Here is a 14,921-nt window from a genome sequence, read left to right on the forward strand (position 1 = left end):
AGGCATGGATCACAATGGCTTGCCCAGCTCATAGCACTGCAGAGCTTGGTCATAGCGGGCAAGTGTGTAGCCGAGACGATTGTAGAAGCGGACGGCTCCGTCATTGCCCTTATCGACAAACAGGAGCGCCCGGCTGCAGCCGCGGGCTCGGCCATCCGCCTCCGCTGCACACATGAGCTGTGTCCCGAGCTGCTTGCCCTGATAGCGGGAATGGACAACCAGCATGTCGATGAACAGGAGCTTGTTGCCGGTCATGTAATGGATGAAGGCAAGCGGAGGCGAGCTGCGCGTGCGCCCGGCAATGAGCGTGACGCCTTGCTTGAGGCGGCGGGGAAGAAGGCGAAGCAGCTTGCCATCCAGACTGTGCACGGTGTTGGAGAGCGGAACGAGCTCGGCGCGGATAAGCTGCAGCACGGCTGCTTTGTCAGCAGTCGTATAACGCCGCATAATGACTTGCATGAATAAGCCTCCTTGCTGCGGCGCTCTGCGCCATTTCCTTGTTGATCTATCCTATAGGGGAAGAGCGGCTTGTGTGCATTTCTTGGCAAGGAATGCATAGTTTTTTTTGTCGTATGGCATCCTAGTATTGACGAATGCGTCTGGGATGCATATAATTAGCTTTATAGCTTATACTTTATCGGCAATGATGAGGACGAAGTGTTAAGGGCTCTTTTGCTCAGAGAGTGGATGGATTAGCTGAAACCATCGCCAAAACCCCTTTTCTACGAGCTCACCTCGGAGCTGTTTCCCTGAAAAGTCTGTTCTGAAGAACAGCGCCTATTAGGGGGAATCGCAGGGCACGCGTTATTGTGCCACAGGTTAGAGACGTTTAGCGTGCACGCCGTTTCTTGCCTACTGAGGTCTGCATCGCAAGATGTATGACAAATTTGGGTGGTACCACGGAAGATATACCTTTCGTCCCTCGACACACATTATGAATGTGTCAGGGGGGCGAAAGGTTTTTTTGATTTACAAGCTGTGAGTTGATTCTAATAGATTAATGAACCCAAGGTCGCCTTGCAGTGGCGGCTTGGAGAGGAGGAAGTACGATGAGCGCACAAAGTGCAACACTTAGGTCAAAGCAGGAAATTATGGAGAAGCTGAGAAAGCAGGAAGTGATTACAGGCTCAGAAATGCTGCTGCGCAGCTTGGTTCTGGAGGGTGCGGACTGTGTGTTCGGCTATCCCGGCGGAGCGGTACTGTTCATCTACGATGCCATGCATGGCTTCTCGGATTTTAATCATTTGCTCACTCGTCATGAGCAAGGCGCTATTCATGCGGCGGACGGCTATGCCAGAGCAAGCGGCAAGGTTGGCGTATGTATCGCCACCTCCGGTCCGGGAGCGACTAACCTGGTGACAGGCATCGCCACCGCATATATGGATTCTGTACCGCTCGTAGTCATTACGGGCAATGTCGCTACTTCCTTTATCGGTACCGATGCTTTCCAGGAGGCAGACATTACTGGCATTACGATGCCGATTACGAAGCATAGCTATCTCGTTCGCAACGTAGAGGATCTGCCGCGCATCATCCATGAGGCGTTCTATATTGCGAATACAGGCCGTAAAGGTCCTGTCCTGATCGATATTCCGAAGGATGTATCGGCGCAGAAGGCGCTCTTCAAGCCAGTCACAGAGGTAAGCCTTCGCGGCTACAATCCGACCGTTCATCCGAATAAGCTGCAGGTGGACAAGATGCTCAAGGCGATCACCGAGGCCGAACGTCCAGTTATTCTGGCAGGCGGCGGTGTTGTTTACTCCGGTGCGCATGAGGAGCTGCTGGAGTTCGTGACCAAGACAGATATTCCGGTCACAACAACCTTGCTGGGGCTGGGTGCTTATCCGAGCGGCAAGGAGCTGTGGATGGGGATGCCGGGTATGCACGGCACGTACACAGCGAATAAGGCGATCCAAGGAGCGGATCTGCTGATCAACATCGGCGCTCGCTTCGACGACCGGGTGACGATGAAGCTGGACGGTTTTGCTCCGCATGCCAAGATCGTGCATATCGACATTGATCCGGCGGAGATCGGCAAGAACGTGCCGACTGACATTCCGATCGTAGGCGACATCAAGACTGTGCTGCAACTGGCGAATAAGGAAGCGGGGCGTGCGGCCAAGGCGGATGCATGGCGTGCACAAGTACAGCAGCTCAAGCAGCAGTATCCGCTCCGCTATGAGGATTCGAACACGGAGCTGAAGCCGCAATGGGTCATTGAGATGATTCATGAAACAACCGGCGGCGATGCGATCGTAACGACGGACGTTGGTCAGCATCAGATGTGGGCGGCCCAGTACTACAAATTCAACAAGCCGCGCTCCTGGGTAACCTCCGGCGGTCTTGGAACGATGGGCTTCGGCTTCCCGTCCGCGATCGGCGCGCAGATGGCTAACCCGGATCGCGTGGTCGTCTCGATCAATGGCGATGGCGGAATGCAGATGTGTGCGCAGGAGCTGGCCATCTGTGCGATTAATAATATTCCGGTTAAGGTTGCCATCATTAACAATCAGGTGCTGGGCATGGTGCGTCAATGGCAAGAGATTATCTATGATAATCGTTATAGCCATATCGATCTTGCGGGCAGCCCGGACTTCGTGAAGCTCGCTGAGGCTTACGGGGTGAAAGGCTTCCGCGCCACTGGCAAGGAAGATGCCAAGGCGGTCTGGGAGCAGGCGCTGCAGCATCCGGGTCCGGCCGTAGTTGAATTCGTGGTCCGCAAGGGTGAGAATGTCTATCCGATGGTCACGCAAGGCAACACGATCGATACCATGTTACTGGGGGATGCGGAATGAGAAAACATACTATTGCTGTTCTAGTCAATGACCAGCCGGGCGTTCTGCAGCGGGTTTCTGGATTGTTCGGACGCCGCGGCTTCAATATCGAGAGCATCACGGTAGGGGCCTCCGAGGAGCCAGGCCTCTCCCGGATGGTCATCGTTACCACCTGTGACGACAAAATGCTGGAGCAAATTACGAAGCAATTGTACAAGCTGATTGATGTCATCAAGGTTGTCGATGTCAGCGCAAGTCCTATGGTTGCACGCGAGCTGGCGTTGATTAAGGTCAATGCCGAGCCCGCGGCTCGTCCGGAGATTCTGGGTGTTGTCGAAACGTTCCGGGCTGCAGTTGTTGATATTGGCAGCAGCTCATTGATGGTACAAGCGGTGGGCGATACCGAGAAGATCGACGCCATGATCGAGCTGCTGAAGCCTTATGGCATTCGTGAAATCTCTCGTACTGGCGTAACGGCGCTCAGCCGTGGCAATCGTTAATCTATTATTCATAGCAGATCTGGGTCGTGTCTGAACACCCGTTCAAGGGCATCTCTCCCCGCCTTTTCGCCCCATGCTGCGTTGTTTTTTCGCAGGCGCACCCCCGGTACGCCTGCGAAAAAGCGCCTTGCCTGGAACGAAAATTCGGCCAGATCTGTTCCGTTCAGAGTGTTCAGACACGCCCTAGTGTAGCAAGCAAGGCGCCCTTGAACGGGTGCTTGAGGACTAACCGGCCTGTATGCTGTTTAATCTTCAAGCACCCGTTCATAAGGGTTTAAATAAAAGGAGGCATTTATTCAATGGCAGTTAATATGTTCTATGAAAAAGATGCAGACCAAAGCGTTCTGCAAGGCAAGACAATCGCAGTTATCGGTTACGGCAGCCAAGGGCACGCACAAGCGCAAAACCTGCGTGACAGCGGTCTGAAGGTTGTTATCGGCCTTCGTCCAGGCAAATCCGCTGAAAAAGCAAAAAATGATGGCTTCGAAGTGCTGACTGTAGCTGAAGCGACTAAAGTAGCTGACGTTGTGCAAATCCTGATGCCGGATGAGACACAAGCTAAAGTATACAACGAAGAGATTGCTCCAAACCTGAAAAAAGGCGCAGCGCTGCTGTTCTCCCACGGCTTCAACGTACACTTTGGTCAAATCGTGCCTAATGCAGACACGGACGTGCTGCTCGTAGCTCCTAAGTCCCCTGGACATATGGTGCGCCGCACTTACGTTGAGGGCTTCGGCGTGCCTGGCCTGATCGCGATTGAGCAAGACGCTACAGGCAACGCGCAAGCGATTGGCCTGGCATATGCCAAGGGCATCGGCTGTACTCGTGCAGGCGTTATCGAAACGTCCTTCCGCGAAGAGACCGAGACAGATCTGTTCGGCGAGCAGGCTGTACTGTGCGGCGGTACTTCCGCGCTGGTTAAAGCTGGCTTCGAAACACTGGTTGAAGCAGGCTATGCGCCTGAGATGGCTTACTTCGAGTGCTTGCATGAGCTGAAGCTGATCGTTGACCTGATGTATGAAGGCGGCCTGGCTTCCATGCGCGACTCCATCAGCAACACCGCTGAGTTCGGCGACTATGTAACCGGTCCTCGCGTAGTGACTGAAGAGACGAAGAAAGAAATGAAGCGCGTGCTGGAAGACATTCAATCCGGTCGTTTCGCTCGTGACTTTATCCTGGAGAACCAATCCAACCGTGCTACACTGACAGCTACACGTCGCCGTGAAGCTGAGCATCCAATTGAGCAAGTGGGCTCCCAATTGCGCGAGCTGATGCACTGGATCAAGAAGTAAGCTGACTGCAAGCGGGTCAGTATACCATAGGTAAGCATGCTGCGTCCCGGACAGCCTGTGCCGCTCCCCTCTCGCAAGAGCAGGGCAGTATTGGCTCGCGCGTCCGGGATGCTTGTGCTTTGCCGCCAAGTAGCGTCAGTGGCAGCTTGTGGCGGAGGCTATAAGCATTGCCTATAAAAAATATAGCTTTTATATCTTTGTCATTGACGACGTTTTATGTTACAACTGAAATTAGCTATGTCTAGTTGAAGCAACTATAGAAGCAACTATAATTGAAGGAGTTGTCCATAATCATGTCAGAGGTTAAAAAAATCGCCGTCATCGCAGGCGACGGTATCGGGCCTGAGGTTGTAGGCGAGGCCATTAAAGTCATGAAGAAAACAGAAGAGCTGTTTGGCCTTCGTTTTGAATTTGAGCACGGTCTGTTTGGCGGCATCGCCATCGACGAGAAGGGTACGCCGCTGCCGCAGGAGACACTGGAAATCTGCCAACGCGCAGACGCTGTACTGCTCGGAGCAGTAGGCGGGCCGAAATGGGACAACAACTCGAAGGAGCTGCGTCCAGAGACAGGACTGCTCGGCATCCGCAAGGCGCTGGGACTATTCTCCAATATTCGTCCTGCCAATGTATTTGACTGCTTGAAGGAAGCCTCCACCCTGAAGCCTGAGGTGCTCGAAGGTACGGATCTGATCGTCGTGCGCGAGCTGACTGGCGGCATCTACTTCGGCGAGAAATTCCGTCGTGAGGGAGCTAATGGCGAGGAAGCTGTAGATACATGTGTATACAACGTTAACGAAGTCGAGCGCATCGTGCGTCAGGCGTTCGAGATCGCGCAGAAGCGCAGCAAGCGTCTGGCTTCTGTCGACAAGGCGAACGTGCTGGAGACCTCCCGCCTGTGGCGTGAAGTCGTGAACCGGATCGCGCCGGAATACCCGGATGTAGAGCTGGAGCATGTATTGGTAGACAATTGTGCGATGCAGCTTCTGCGTCGTCCGTCGAGCTTCGATGTCATCGTCACCGAGAACATGTTCGGCGACATCCTGAGCGACGAGGCAGCGATGCTTACAGGCTCGATCGGCATGCTGTCGTCCGCTTCGCTGGGCGAAGGCAGCTTCGGCCTGTACGAGCCGGTGCACGGCTCTGCGCCTGACATTGCTGGACAAGGCATCTCTAACCCGATCGCAACGATTCTGTCTGTAGCGCTCATGTACCGTCTGACCTTCGGCTACGACGCAGCAGCGCAAGCGATTGAGGATGCAGTGAAGGAAGTGCTGGATGCGGGTCATCGTACTGGCGACATCGCCGTCGACAAGAGCAGAGCGATCGGTACCGAAGAGATGGGTAATCTGATCGTGGCGGCACTCAAAAAAGCGTAAGGCACTCACGAGAATCCGGCAAAATAGGGGTGGTCTGTTTGCATTGCAAGCAGCTCCCGCCCGCCCTTTTGCCGGATTTATTTGATATAGACAGGCAAAGCGGGCTCTCTTAATTATTTATAATAATTATAAAAAAGTAATAGTTTTAATATTGACTTTATTGTTATTAAGTGATACGATTTAACTCGTAGGTCACCCGTGCTAGGGGACAAAAAATTACTTATGAACGCTGAAGCGTCAAGGAGGGTATTAATCATGGCAGAACGTTTGGTAGGCAAGCAAGCCCCTGATTTTACAATGGAGACCGCTCTTGGAAACGGTGAAGGCTTCGGAACAGCATCCTTGTCCGATTACAAAGGCAAATGGCTTATTCTGTTCTTCTATCCTTTGGACTTCACGTTTGTATGCCCAACTGAGATTACCGCGCTGAGCTTGGCAGCGGAAGAATTCAAGAAGCTGAACACTGAAGTACTGGGTGTAAGTGTGGACAGCAAGCATAGCCACCGCGCTTGGATCAATACAGCAGTAGAAGACAATGGCCTGGGCAAGCTGGCATTCCCGCTGGCTGCTGACCTGACGAAGTCCGTTGCTCGCGACTATGGCGTCCTGATCGAAGAAGAAGGCATCGCGCTGCGCGGCCTGTTCATCATCGATCCAGAAGGCGAACTGAAATACCAAGTGGTCAACCACAATGACGTAGGCCGCAGTGTAGAGGAAACCTTGCGCGTGCTGCAAGCACTGCAATCCGGCGGTCTGTGCCCAATGAACTGGAAACCAGGAGACAAGCATCTGCAAGCGAAATAAGCCTTACGCATACAGCTTGTCCGACATAACGGCTATGCCTTCTTCGATGAAGGCAAGCCGTTTTTTAATATAGTGAACACTGTCCGCAGGTAGGCATAGAGCTGGCTGCTCGGAGTCATGGCCGTCTTGCCGCCGGGACAACTGGAGTGAAAAGAAGGAATTGGCAATCAGCAGCGCGAATAAGGATGAGGTAAGCTATTATTCTTAATTGGAGTCGGCTGCTCACAGGGGCTGCCCCCTAGTGAAGGTCGCACTGTAGGAGGGGTTGACATGAGCTTTTGCTGCGGCGCGAGTATGATTGGAACCAAGGGCACGCTCAAGCATTACCGCACGCATATCCACAATGTGCCGATATTGTTTTGTCCGGTATGCCATCGGGTGGACGTTCACTACTTAATTGAGAATGAATATGAAATCTTGGCAGAATATGCTCATGGAGACGGTGCTTCCGAGGTCGACTTTCATGATTATGTCGAGAAAGAAGGCATTGCCCTCCTGGAAAATTGCGTGAATCATGAAAATGAGGAGCCGCTGGAGGTCGTTCATAATCAGATCGACATGGCGCTTGATCTGCTCAGCTTCGCCAAGCAGGTCGGCGACGAGGAATGGCAGCAGCAGTTAAAGCGCAGGCTCGGTGTGCTGAACCAGCGGCGCAACAAGTTAAATAAGCGGAGAGCCTCCGAAGGATATTGCTGATCGATCTTACCTTCCTAGAGCGTGTCTTCACCTTCGACAGGAGCCAATTCGGCCCAATTATCGTTCCAGGCAAGCGGCATTTCCTTGCAGACGCACCGTGGGTAGGTCAAGAGGAATAACGCAACATGAGACGGTAAGACGGCGAACGCTGCCCTTGAGCGGGCTTGAAGATACGCTCTAGCCATTTTTTGAATGCGTTTTAATAAGCTTGTACTCGCCGTATATATTCGACAATATCTCTCATTGACACTGACTCCCTGTCTAACTAGAATATTATTGAAAAATGTGCAAGTTCAGTGGTCTGTTCTTGCTGCCGGGGGAGGGAAGACGATGCAGACGATTCGAAAACGTTATTTCCCGGCGCTTGCGGAATTTGTTCGCAGCGGAAGTGAGGTCTCACTATTCCAGGCTACCGAGATTGGCAGACAATTACACGGAGTACACCCCGAGGAGATTATTAAGGTTCACGAAGAGACGCTCAGGGTGATTGCTGCAAATATGGAATCCGAGGAAGCGCTCAGGCTGTACAACCAATCTTTTATATTTTTGACGGAGCTGCTGGTGGCGTACCGGTTCCGGGCACAGCCCGGCGATTCAAGGGAATTCAACATGATGAAGGAGCTGCTCTACAACTCGAATCGGTCGACAGAACATGTCAAAAATAAATATGAAAATGTTCTTCAGCATATGGATAGCGGCATCGCCATTTTTGATAGCGAGGGCATGCTGTCATTTGTGAATCTGCAGATGGCCAAGCTGATGGAGGTTCCCCGCAAGACACTGCTCGGTTGCGATATTATGGGTATCGTAACACATCCTCAACTCAAGCACTCTACGAGACGAATGATTATCCAGCTCTTTAAGGAAATTGTCAGGCGCCGCCTGCGCTATTATGAAATGCAGGACAGCGGAGGTCGCCATCTGCTGATTACGGTCACATACGGCGATCAGTTAGACGGAGATTACCTGGTTAGCATCAAGGATGTATCCGAATACAAGCTCATTGAGCAGACGGCGTATCAGAATGACAAGCTGGCCATGCTCGGCAAAATCTCGGCAGCCATCGCCCATGAGATTCGCAATCCACTGACCTCGATTCGCGGCTTCATCCAACTGCTAGGCCCACATCTGATGCAGCTTGGCAAGGAGGAATATGCGCGCATTATTCTGACCGAGATTGACCGCGCCAACGAGATCATTAACGAGTTTCTTAATTCCTCCAAGCCGACGGCGCCGATGAAGCAGAGAGTGCCGATTATTTCACTGATCAAGGAGGTCGTCCTGCTTACGGAGAGCGAAGCGTTGATGAAGGGATGCACGCTCCATCTGGAGTCTTACGGGGAGCCGCTGGAGGTATCCATTGATGTCAAGCAGGTCAAGCAGGTCATATTGAACATGATGAAGAACGCGCTCGATGCCATCTCAGAGCTGGGAGAGCAACGTAAAGGGCGAATCGATCTGATCGTCCGCGAGGAGAAGCGGCATGCCGTCATTACGATCCGGGATAATGGCAAGGGGATGGATCGCAATACAATGACGCGCATGTTCGATCCGTTCTTTACGACCAAGGCGGATGGTACAGGGCTGGGTTTGTCCGTCAGTTATCGCATTATCCGCAATCATGGCGGTTATATCAAGCTGGACAGCGAGATGGGACAGGGGACAGAATTCAATATCTATTTGCCATCCTTCGCATAAACGATTAGAATCGGAAATGAGGGATTAGGTTAACTATTATAGATGCAAGGCTGGAACCCCTGCCTGGAGCAGGGGAGGCTGGCCAGAATGAAGGAGATGAATAGAGTGACTACTTTTACATATACCGATTCCATCAGCCAGACCAAGGCTGATCTGATTATTGTCTTCGTAACGCCGTCCGATCTCAAGCAGGCTGGCGCTGATACAGCACCGCTCGTCCATCCGACAGTTGACGCGGCATTGTATGACAGCTATGCGCGTTCGCTGTTCGCTGCCAAGCCGCAGGAGGTGCAACTGATTCCGACATTAGGGCTTGCAGATGCGCCCTATGTCGCTTATATCGGCCTGGAGCCATCGCCGCTCTCCGCAAGCTCATTGCGTGAGGCTGCCGCGGCTGCGGCTCGCACCGCTGCGCGCCTCAAGGCCGAGCAGGTGCAGATTCGGGTGCGTCAGGATATTGCGGATGGCCCAGGCGGCCTGGAGCCGCAGCAGGCGGCACAGGTGCTGACGGAGGGCTTCCTGCTGGCGCAATATCGGCGCAGGTCGCTAAGCCGTGAAGCGAAGCCTGCACATCAGGCGCTCGCGGTAGAGTGGGTGCTGACACCGTCAGATGCTGGCGATGTGAGCGGCCAATGGGAGGCTGGTATTCGTCGCGGCAAGCATTTCGCTGAGGCTACCTGCTACGCACGGGACTTGACCAATCTTCCCGGCAATCAACTGACACCGGAGGGGCTGGCGGAGGAGGCTGAACGTCTGGCTGAGCGTCTCGAGCTGGAGATTGAGGTGCTGGACGAGTGGTCGGCCGCTGAGCAAGGCATGGGCGGTCTGCTGGCAGTCGGACAGGGCAGCATCAACCCGCCGCGGATGATTATTCTGCATTACAAGGGCAACGAGCAGAGTGACGAAACCTGGGGATTGATCGGCAAGGGCATCACCTTCGATACAGGCGGCATCTCGCTCAAGAAGGCAGAGGGCATGGAGGAGATGATCTCCGATATGGGCGGCGCCGCTGCAGTGCTGGGCGCGATGCAGATTATCGGAGAGCTGAAGCCGCAGATCAATGTCGTGGCCGTCATTCCGTCGGCAGAGAATATGCCTTCGGATCGAGCGGTTAAGCCAGGCGACATCATTACAACCATGAGCGGCCGCACGATCGAGATGATCAATACCGATGCCGAGGGTCGGGTTGTGCTTGCAGATGGGCTGACCGCTGCGATCAGACGCGGCGCGACGAAGCTGATCGATGTCGCGACGTTAACGGGAGCGGTCATGGTGGCGCTCGGCAATGTAGCGACCGGAGCCATCTGCAACGACGAGACGTTGGTACAGCAGGTGATCAAGGCCGGCCATCGTGCAGGCGAGCCAATCTGGCCGCTGCCGAATTACCCGGAATATCGCAAGCAGTTGCATAGCGACGTTGCGGATCTGAAGAATACCGGAGGCAGATTGGCAGGGACGATCACTGGCGGCTTGTTCATCGGCGCCTTCGCTGAGGAAAAGCCGTGGGTTCATCTGGATATTGGCGGCACGGCCTGGCTGGAGAAGGAGCGCGGTGTTCACACGAAGGGAGCCACCGGCGTCATGGTGCGAACCTTGGCAGAGCTGCTGCTGTAGTCCCTTAGGTTCATAGTAGTCAGGCAGGGTCTGCATGCGCTATAAAGCTGTACAGAGAAGGCAATATTGACATCTTAAGAGGAGTTCATGTTCATGAACATATGGCAGCGTATGACAGCCGCTCCTGGCAGACGGCCCTCTACCGAGCAGCGCAGAAATTTGCGCATCATCGTAGTAGAGGGCATACCGGCAACGATTATCGCCAACCTGCTTGGCGGCCCGATTCTAACCGCTTATCTGCTCTATTTGGGGGCGAGCTCTGCGGAGGTAGGGCTTGTGATGGCTCTACCTCCACTGGCGAATCTGGTTCAGATTATGGTGGCGTATTATATGCAGCGCTTTGATAACCGGAGGCTGCTGCTGTTCTACTTCGGCAGCAGCCATCGGTTGCTATGGGTAGCTACTGGCTTTATCCCGTTTGTGGTTGCGGACAGCTACCAGATTGGTGTTTTTATTGTACTGTACGCGCTTTCCTTTATTATGGCTTCTTCATCGGGTGTATTCTGGTCATCGCTCGTAGCCGACATTGTTCCTTCACTGGTAAGAGGACGATACTTCGGCATTCGCAATATGATCTTGTGGGCAGCGGCGAGCTTGTCGCTCATTATCGGTGGTCAAATTCTGGAATCGATGAAAGAGGGGACAGGCTTTGTCGTCCTGTATGCGATCAGCGCGGTCTGCATGGTGTGGAATGCTGTCGAGCTGTGGCGCTATCCTAACCCTCCATTTCAAAAGTCGGGCGAGACGGGCAAGGCCGGGCTGTTCCTCAAGCCCCTGCGCGACAGAGCGTATATTAAGGCCACGCTATTTATATCGCTGTTCATCCTGATTCAAAATATCGTTGTGCCGCTATTCTCTTACGTCATGCTCGATGTGATGAAGATTAGCTACAGGCAAGTGACCGCCATTACATCGGTGCAGATGATTGTAATGATGATCAGCTACTATTATTGGGGCAATCTGAATGCAAGGTTTGCGACGAAGACGCTGATGCTGTGGTGTCTGCCGATCATCGGAGCAGCTTGTGTGCTGTGGGCGGGTCTGGAGCTTCTCCCTGCGCTTCTGGTACTGACATTGGTTCATATTTTGCTTGGGATCGGGCTGGGAGGGTACAATCTGCTGGCCTTCAACTTCATGATTGGCGATACCCCGAAGGCGGATCGTCCGATGTATGTGGCCATGTTCTCGGCGCTGACCGGTATTACCGGCTTCATCGGCCCGCTGATCGGCGGCATGATCTATAAGAAGCTGGAGACATGGCCGTTATGGGTGGCCAGCTATGGCGTATCTGCTGCGGCTGGTATGCTGCTGCTCGTACTCGCTTTGCTGCTGGGACCTGTCATTTTGAAGGCTCCACGTCGCAATGCGGAGGACATGGAGGGCCAGCAGCCGATTGGCTAGCATCGGCTGCTCGACTTGAGAGGCCAAGCAGCGAAGCTTCCCATCTGTCCTACTGCGATGCTGGAGATGGGCATTGCGCAACATGCTAACAGCCAGAGGCATTGGAGCCTCTGGCTGTTTATGTACCTGATCCTGCAGTGAGCAGGATGGCAGGAATCAGGGTTACATTACACGACGAGCGGTGACGTAGGTTTTATCCCAGGTGCTCCCTTTGAAGCTGGAGATGGTTACCCCTATGCCCTTGCGATACGTGTGAAGTACCTTGTTGTTGCCCATGTATATGGAGACATGATTAATACTGCCATCACGATTGGTATCGGAGAAGATGAGATCGCCGGGCTGTAGCTGGCTCTTGGAGACGAAGCGTCCAGACTTGGCCTGCGATTTGGATGAACGCGGAAGCGAGATGCCAACCTGCTTGTACACATATTGAGTAAACGAAGAGCAATCAAAGGAGCTTGTCTGTCCTGCCGAAGCACCAAAAACATAAGGGGTGCCAAGATAGCGCTTGCCTACGGAAATCACCTTGCTGGCTGTGGACGATGCCGATGCGGTAGCGGCCTCAACCTGCTTAGGAGCGATGAGTGTGCTGCCACTGAAGGCAACGGTCAGACTTAACGTAATGCCCGCAAAGTATTTGCCGATCTTTCTGGATGTTAAATTCATGATGTCCTCCCATTCGCGGTAAAAATAATGGATTTGTTTTTGCCTGTCCTTACTTTACCACAAATAAAATCCCCACCATTTACCAATGTTAGCGAAAATCCCTTTATTTCCTATGCTTCGTAGCAATTATTAGAAATAGATGAGAAAAAATTAAAGTTTAGTCTATTGACAAGAATATTAGACCATTTTATGAATCTTAAGGTGCAGGACAAGACCCAGATTTACAATAAATTTGCACATTTTAAACATAATAATCAATTGCGTATATAGGACGAAAAAACTATAATGGAATTTATGAAAGCGATTACATTTATGAGGTGAGAACCAGCTTCAGATGATAATGCTTGAAGACGTTGCATGACAAAGCGGAATAGCGAGGGGTTTTCAATGAGTAAGAATAAGGGCAGGATTCGTATATCTGTTCGTCAAAAAATTATGATCTTTCTATGCATTGCGATTACTGCAATGGGAGTTGCTTACGGCGTTCAGACCGTCATGTTCTCAAGATACATCTCCCAATACAATGGGGTGCTGGATAGCATCACACTCGTTAATGCGCTCAGCGGCGAGCTGGATACACGTCTAAGCGACGAGGTCTACAGTATGGCCATCGGCAAGAAGACGGTGGAGGACGGAGAGCATCACAAGCTGGTGGATGCGATCCAGGATCGACTGCAGCAGCTAGAGAAGGGAGAGCATGATGAGCAGGTTCTCAGCGGGCTGGACTCATTAAGACGAATTACACAGGGGCTGGAGGAGCAGATGGTTGTGTTCGAGCAGGCGCTCGCAACTGGAAGCAGCTATGAAGACAGTCTGAAAACAGTGGATACCGTTGAAGAAATTATGGCGCTAATGCGCGAGGAGACGCAAAATACATTGTATTGGAAGCTGAAGGACAGCCAGCAGCTACAGCAGCAGGTCAGCACTGCCTTTCGCAGCAATACATCGATAACGATGACGTTATTCGTTATATTGCTGCTTGTGATGCTGCTTGGAGGATGGCTCCTCTCAACACGTATGTCTACCGCCATCAAGCAATTGAGCAGCAAGGCCTCTCTAGCAGCCTCGGGCGATCTGACGGGCGGTGCAGTGACGGGCAGCAGCAGGGATGAGATCGGAACGCTGTCCCAATCCTTTAATAATATGTTTGATCATCTGAAGTCGGTTATTATCCGGGTACGGGATGCCAATCAGCAGGCGGCGCATGTCACATCGGACATTAGCAGCCATGCTACAAATAATCGGCGTGCGGGGGCAGACATCGTGAAGGCCTCTCAAGAGATTGCCGTGGCGCTGGCTGAGCAATTCGAGGCGGTTCATGGCGCTGCACAGGATATGCAGCATATGACCCAAGCCGTAGAAGGACTGAGGAGCAACTCAGAGCGCATCTCCCGAAGCTCCGACCAGGCTCTGGACATGGCCAAGAACGGAACGGCTTACTCGGATGAGCTCATGCAGGGCATTCAGCGGGTATCCCAGTCCTTTGAACAGGCTTCTGCACAAACAGAGCGGCTAAGTACACTGGCAGGGGAGATGCTGGAGATGTCGCGCGAGATTCGCAGGCTGTCGGTGACGACGGGCATTCTGGCGCTCAATGTTGGCATAGCCGCCGCCCGCAGTAAGGATGGTGAACAGAGCTTCAAGGTACTGGCAGGGGAGATCAATCAGTTGGCTCGACAGTCCCAACGGCTGGCCTCTCATATAGAGGAGCATACCGGAGCTGCAGGGCTGCTGGTGAGTGATGTACAGCGCCAGATGAAAGAGAGTGAACACAAGCTGCATCAGGCATCAGGCAAAGCGAAGGATACGCGAGATTACTTCTATGCCATCGTCCAATCTAACGTCGCTATCCATGGCGAGCTGGGCACGATCCATCAGCAGATCTCCGGCATCTCATCAGGGCTGCAGGAATTCCAGGGCGTCATCCACAGGCTCGAGGGGCGTTCGGATCAGATTCGGATGGAGGCTCATACGATTCACAGCATGGTGCAGGAGCAGAGCGCATCGCTGGAGGGCATGCTGTCCTCGTCGGATCATCTGATGTATGCGGTTCGGGGGATGGCCGATGAGGTCAATCGCTTTGAAGTCTAGCTCTATCCG

At 53.0% G+C, this 14,921-nt stretch carries 12 protein-coding genes; 10 read left to right on the forward strand and 2 right to left on the reverse strand.

The genetic code is table 11. The features are described 5' to 3' along the window. Positions 1-9: 9 nt before the first annotated feature. Positions 10-459 (reverse strand): GNAT family N-acetyltransferase, encoded by a 450-nt coding sequence (locus tag ACY1JZ_RS14725; RefSeq protein WP_462629824.1) that lies wholly within the window; start codon positions 457-459, stop codon positions 10-12. Positions 460-1,049: 590 nt separating this feature from the next. Here ACY1JZ_RS14725 and ilvB point away from each other — a divergent pair. The 9 genes from ilvB to ACY1JZ_RS14770 all read left to right on the forward strand — a co-directional run bounded on the left by ilvB (position 1,050) and on the right by ACY1JZ_RS14770 (position 12,155). Further along, positions 1,050-2,795 carry a biosynthetic-type acetolactate synthase large subunit gene (gene ilvB / locus ACY1JZ_RS14730; protein ID WP_462629825.1) on the forward strand — a complete coding sequence of 582 codons (1,746 nt, stop codon included), beginning with the start codon at positions 1,050-1,052 and terminating at the stop codon, positions 2,793-2,795. Continuing rightward, on the forward strand, positions 2,792-3,274 hold the full coding sequence (gene ilvN, locus ACY1JZ_RS14735; protein WP_270169363.1) for an acetolactate synthase small subunit: 483 nt from the start codon (positions 2,792-2,794) through the stop codon (positions 3,272-3,274). The genes ilvB and ilvN overlap by 4 nt, the downstream gene beginning before the upstream one ends. 299 nt (positions 3,275-3,573) lie before the next feature. Beyond that, positions 3,574-4,566, forward strand: coding sequence for a ketol-acid reductoisomerase (ilvC, locus tag ACY1JZ_RS14740; RefSeq protein WP_270169364.1), 993 nt, complete (start codon positions 3,574-3,576; stop codon positions 4,564-4,566). Positions 4,567-4,859: 293 nt separating this feature from the next. Then, positions 4,860-5,942: a 3-isopropylmalate dehydrogenase gene (gene leuB / locus ACY1JZ_RS14745; RefSeq protein ID WP_462629826.1), complete on the forward strand. Its 1,083-nt coding sequence runs from the start codon at positions 4,860-4,862 to the stop codon at positions 5,940-5,942. Between the two features lie 255 nt (positions 5,943-6,197). Then, positions 6,198-6,746 (forward strand): peroxiredoxin, encoded by a 549-nt coding sequence (locus tag ACY1JZ_RS14750; protein ID WP_270169366.1) that lies wholly within the window; start codon positions 6,198-6,200, stop codon positions 6,744-6,746. 270 nt (positions 6,747-7,016) lie between these two features. Beyond that, positions 7,017-7,442 (forward strand): hypothetical protein, encoded by a 426-nt coding sequence (locus ACY1JZ_RS14755; RefSeq protein WP_270169367.1) that lies wholly within the window; start codon positions 7,017-7,019, stop codon positions 7,440-7,442. Between the two features lie 330 nt (positions 7,443-7,772). Further along, positions 7,773-9,140: an ATP-binding protein gene (locus tag ACY1JZ_RS14760; RefSeq protein ID WP_462629827.1), complete on the forward strand. Its 1,368-nt coding sequence runs from the start codon at positions 7,773-7,775 to the stop codon at positions 9,138-9,140. 96 nt (positions 9,141-9,236) lie between these two features. Beyond that, entirely contained in the window at positions 9,237-10,754 is a 1,518-nt protein-coding gene (locus ACY1JZ_RS14765; RefSeq protein WP_462629982.1) for a leucyl aminopeptidase, read from the forward strand. A gap of 93 nt (positions 10,755-10,847) precedes the next feature. Continuing rightward, positions 10,848-12,155: an MFS transporter gene (locus ACY1JZ_RS14770; protein ID WP_462629828.1), complete on the forward strand. Its 1,308-nt coding sequence runs from the start codon at positions 10,848-10,850 to the stop codon at positions 12,153-12,155. A gap of 162 nt (positions 12,156-12,317) precedes the next feature. Here the strand turns inward: ACY1JZ_RS14770 and ACY1JZ_RS14775 are convergent, their stop codons facing one another. After that, positions 12,318-12,821, reverse strand: a complete 504-nt coding sequence (locus ACY1JZ_RS14775) for a C40 family peptidase (protein WP_462629829.1) — start codon at positions 12,819-12,821, stop codon at positions 12,318-12,320. Positions 12,822-13,208: 387 nt separating this feature from the next. On the opposite strand from ACY1JZ_RS14775, the gene ACY1JZ_RS14780 reads away from it, so the two are divergent. Then, on the forward strand, positions 13,209-14,912 hold the full coding sequence (locus ACY1JZ_RS14780) for a methyl-accepting chemotaxis protein (RefSeq protein WP_462629830.1): 1,704 nt from the start codon (positions 13,209-13,211) through the stop codon (positions 14,910-14,912). The last annotated feature ends 9 nt before the right edge of the window (positions 14,913-14,921 follow it).

This window comes from Paenibacillus sp. J5, from assembly GCF_054955055.1.

Coding starts and splice junctions, on each gene's coding strand:
- ilvB (WP_462629825.1), top strand. CDS start 1,050: ATGAGCGCACAAAGTGCAACACTTAGGTCAAAGCAGGAAATTATGGAG.
- ACY1JZ_RS14750 (WP_270169366.1), top strand. CDS start 6,198: ATGGCAGAACGTTTGGTAGGCAAGCAAGCCCCTGATTTTACAATGGAG.
- ilvC (WP_270169364.1), top strand. CDS start 3,574: ATGGCAGTTAATATGTTCTATGAAAAAGATGCAGACCAAAGCGTTCTG.
- ACY1JZ_RS14770 (WP_462629828.1), top strand. CDS start 10,848: ATGAACATATGGCAGCGTATGACAGCCGCTCCTGGCAGACGGCCCTCT.
- ACY1JZ_RS14755 (WP_270169367.1), top strand. CDS start 7,017: ATGAGCTTTTGCTGCGGCGCGAGTATGATTGGAACCAAGGGCACGCTC.
- leuB (WP_462629826.1), top strand. CDS start 4,860: ATGTCAGAGGTTAAAAAAATCGCCGTCATCGCAGGCGACGGTATCGGG.
- ACY1JZ_RS14780 (WP_462629830.1), top strand. CDS start 13,209: ATGAGTAAGAATAAGGGCAGGATTCGTATATCTGTTCGTCAAAAAATT.
- ACY1JZ_RS14775 (WP_462629829.1), bottom strand. CDS start 12,821: ATGAATTTAACATCCAGAAAGATCGGCAAATACTTTGCGGGCATTACG.
- ACY1JZ_RS14765 (WP_462629982.1), top strand. CDS start 9,237: ATGAATAGAGTGACTACTTTTACATATACCGATTCCATCAGCCAGACC.
- ACY1JZ_RS14760 (WP_462629827.1), top strand. CDS start 7,773: ATGCAGACGATTCGAAAACGTTATTTCCCGGCGCTTGCGGAATTTGTT.
- ilvN (WP_270169363.1), top strand. CDS start 2,792: ATGAGAAAACATACTATTGCTGTTCTAGTCAATGACCAGCCGGGCGTT.
- ACY1JZ_RS14725 (WP_462629824.1), bottom strand. CDS start 459: ATGCAAGTCATTATGCGGCGTTATACGACTGCTGACAAAGCAGCCGTG.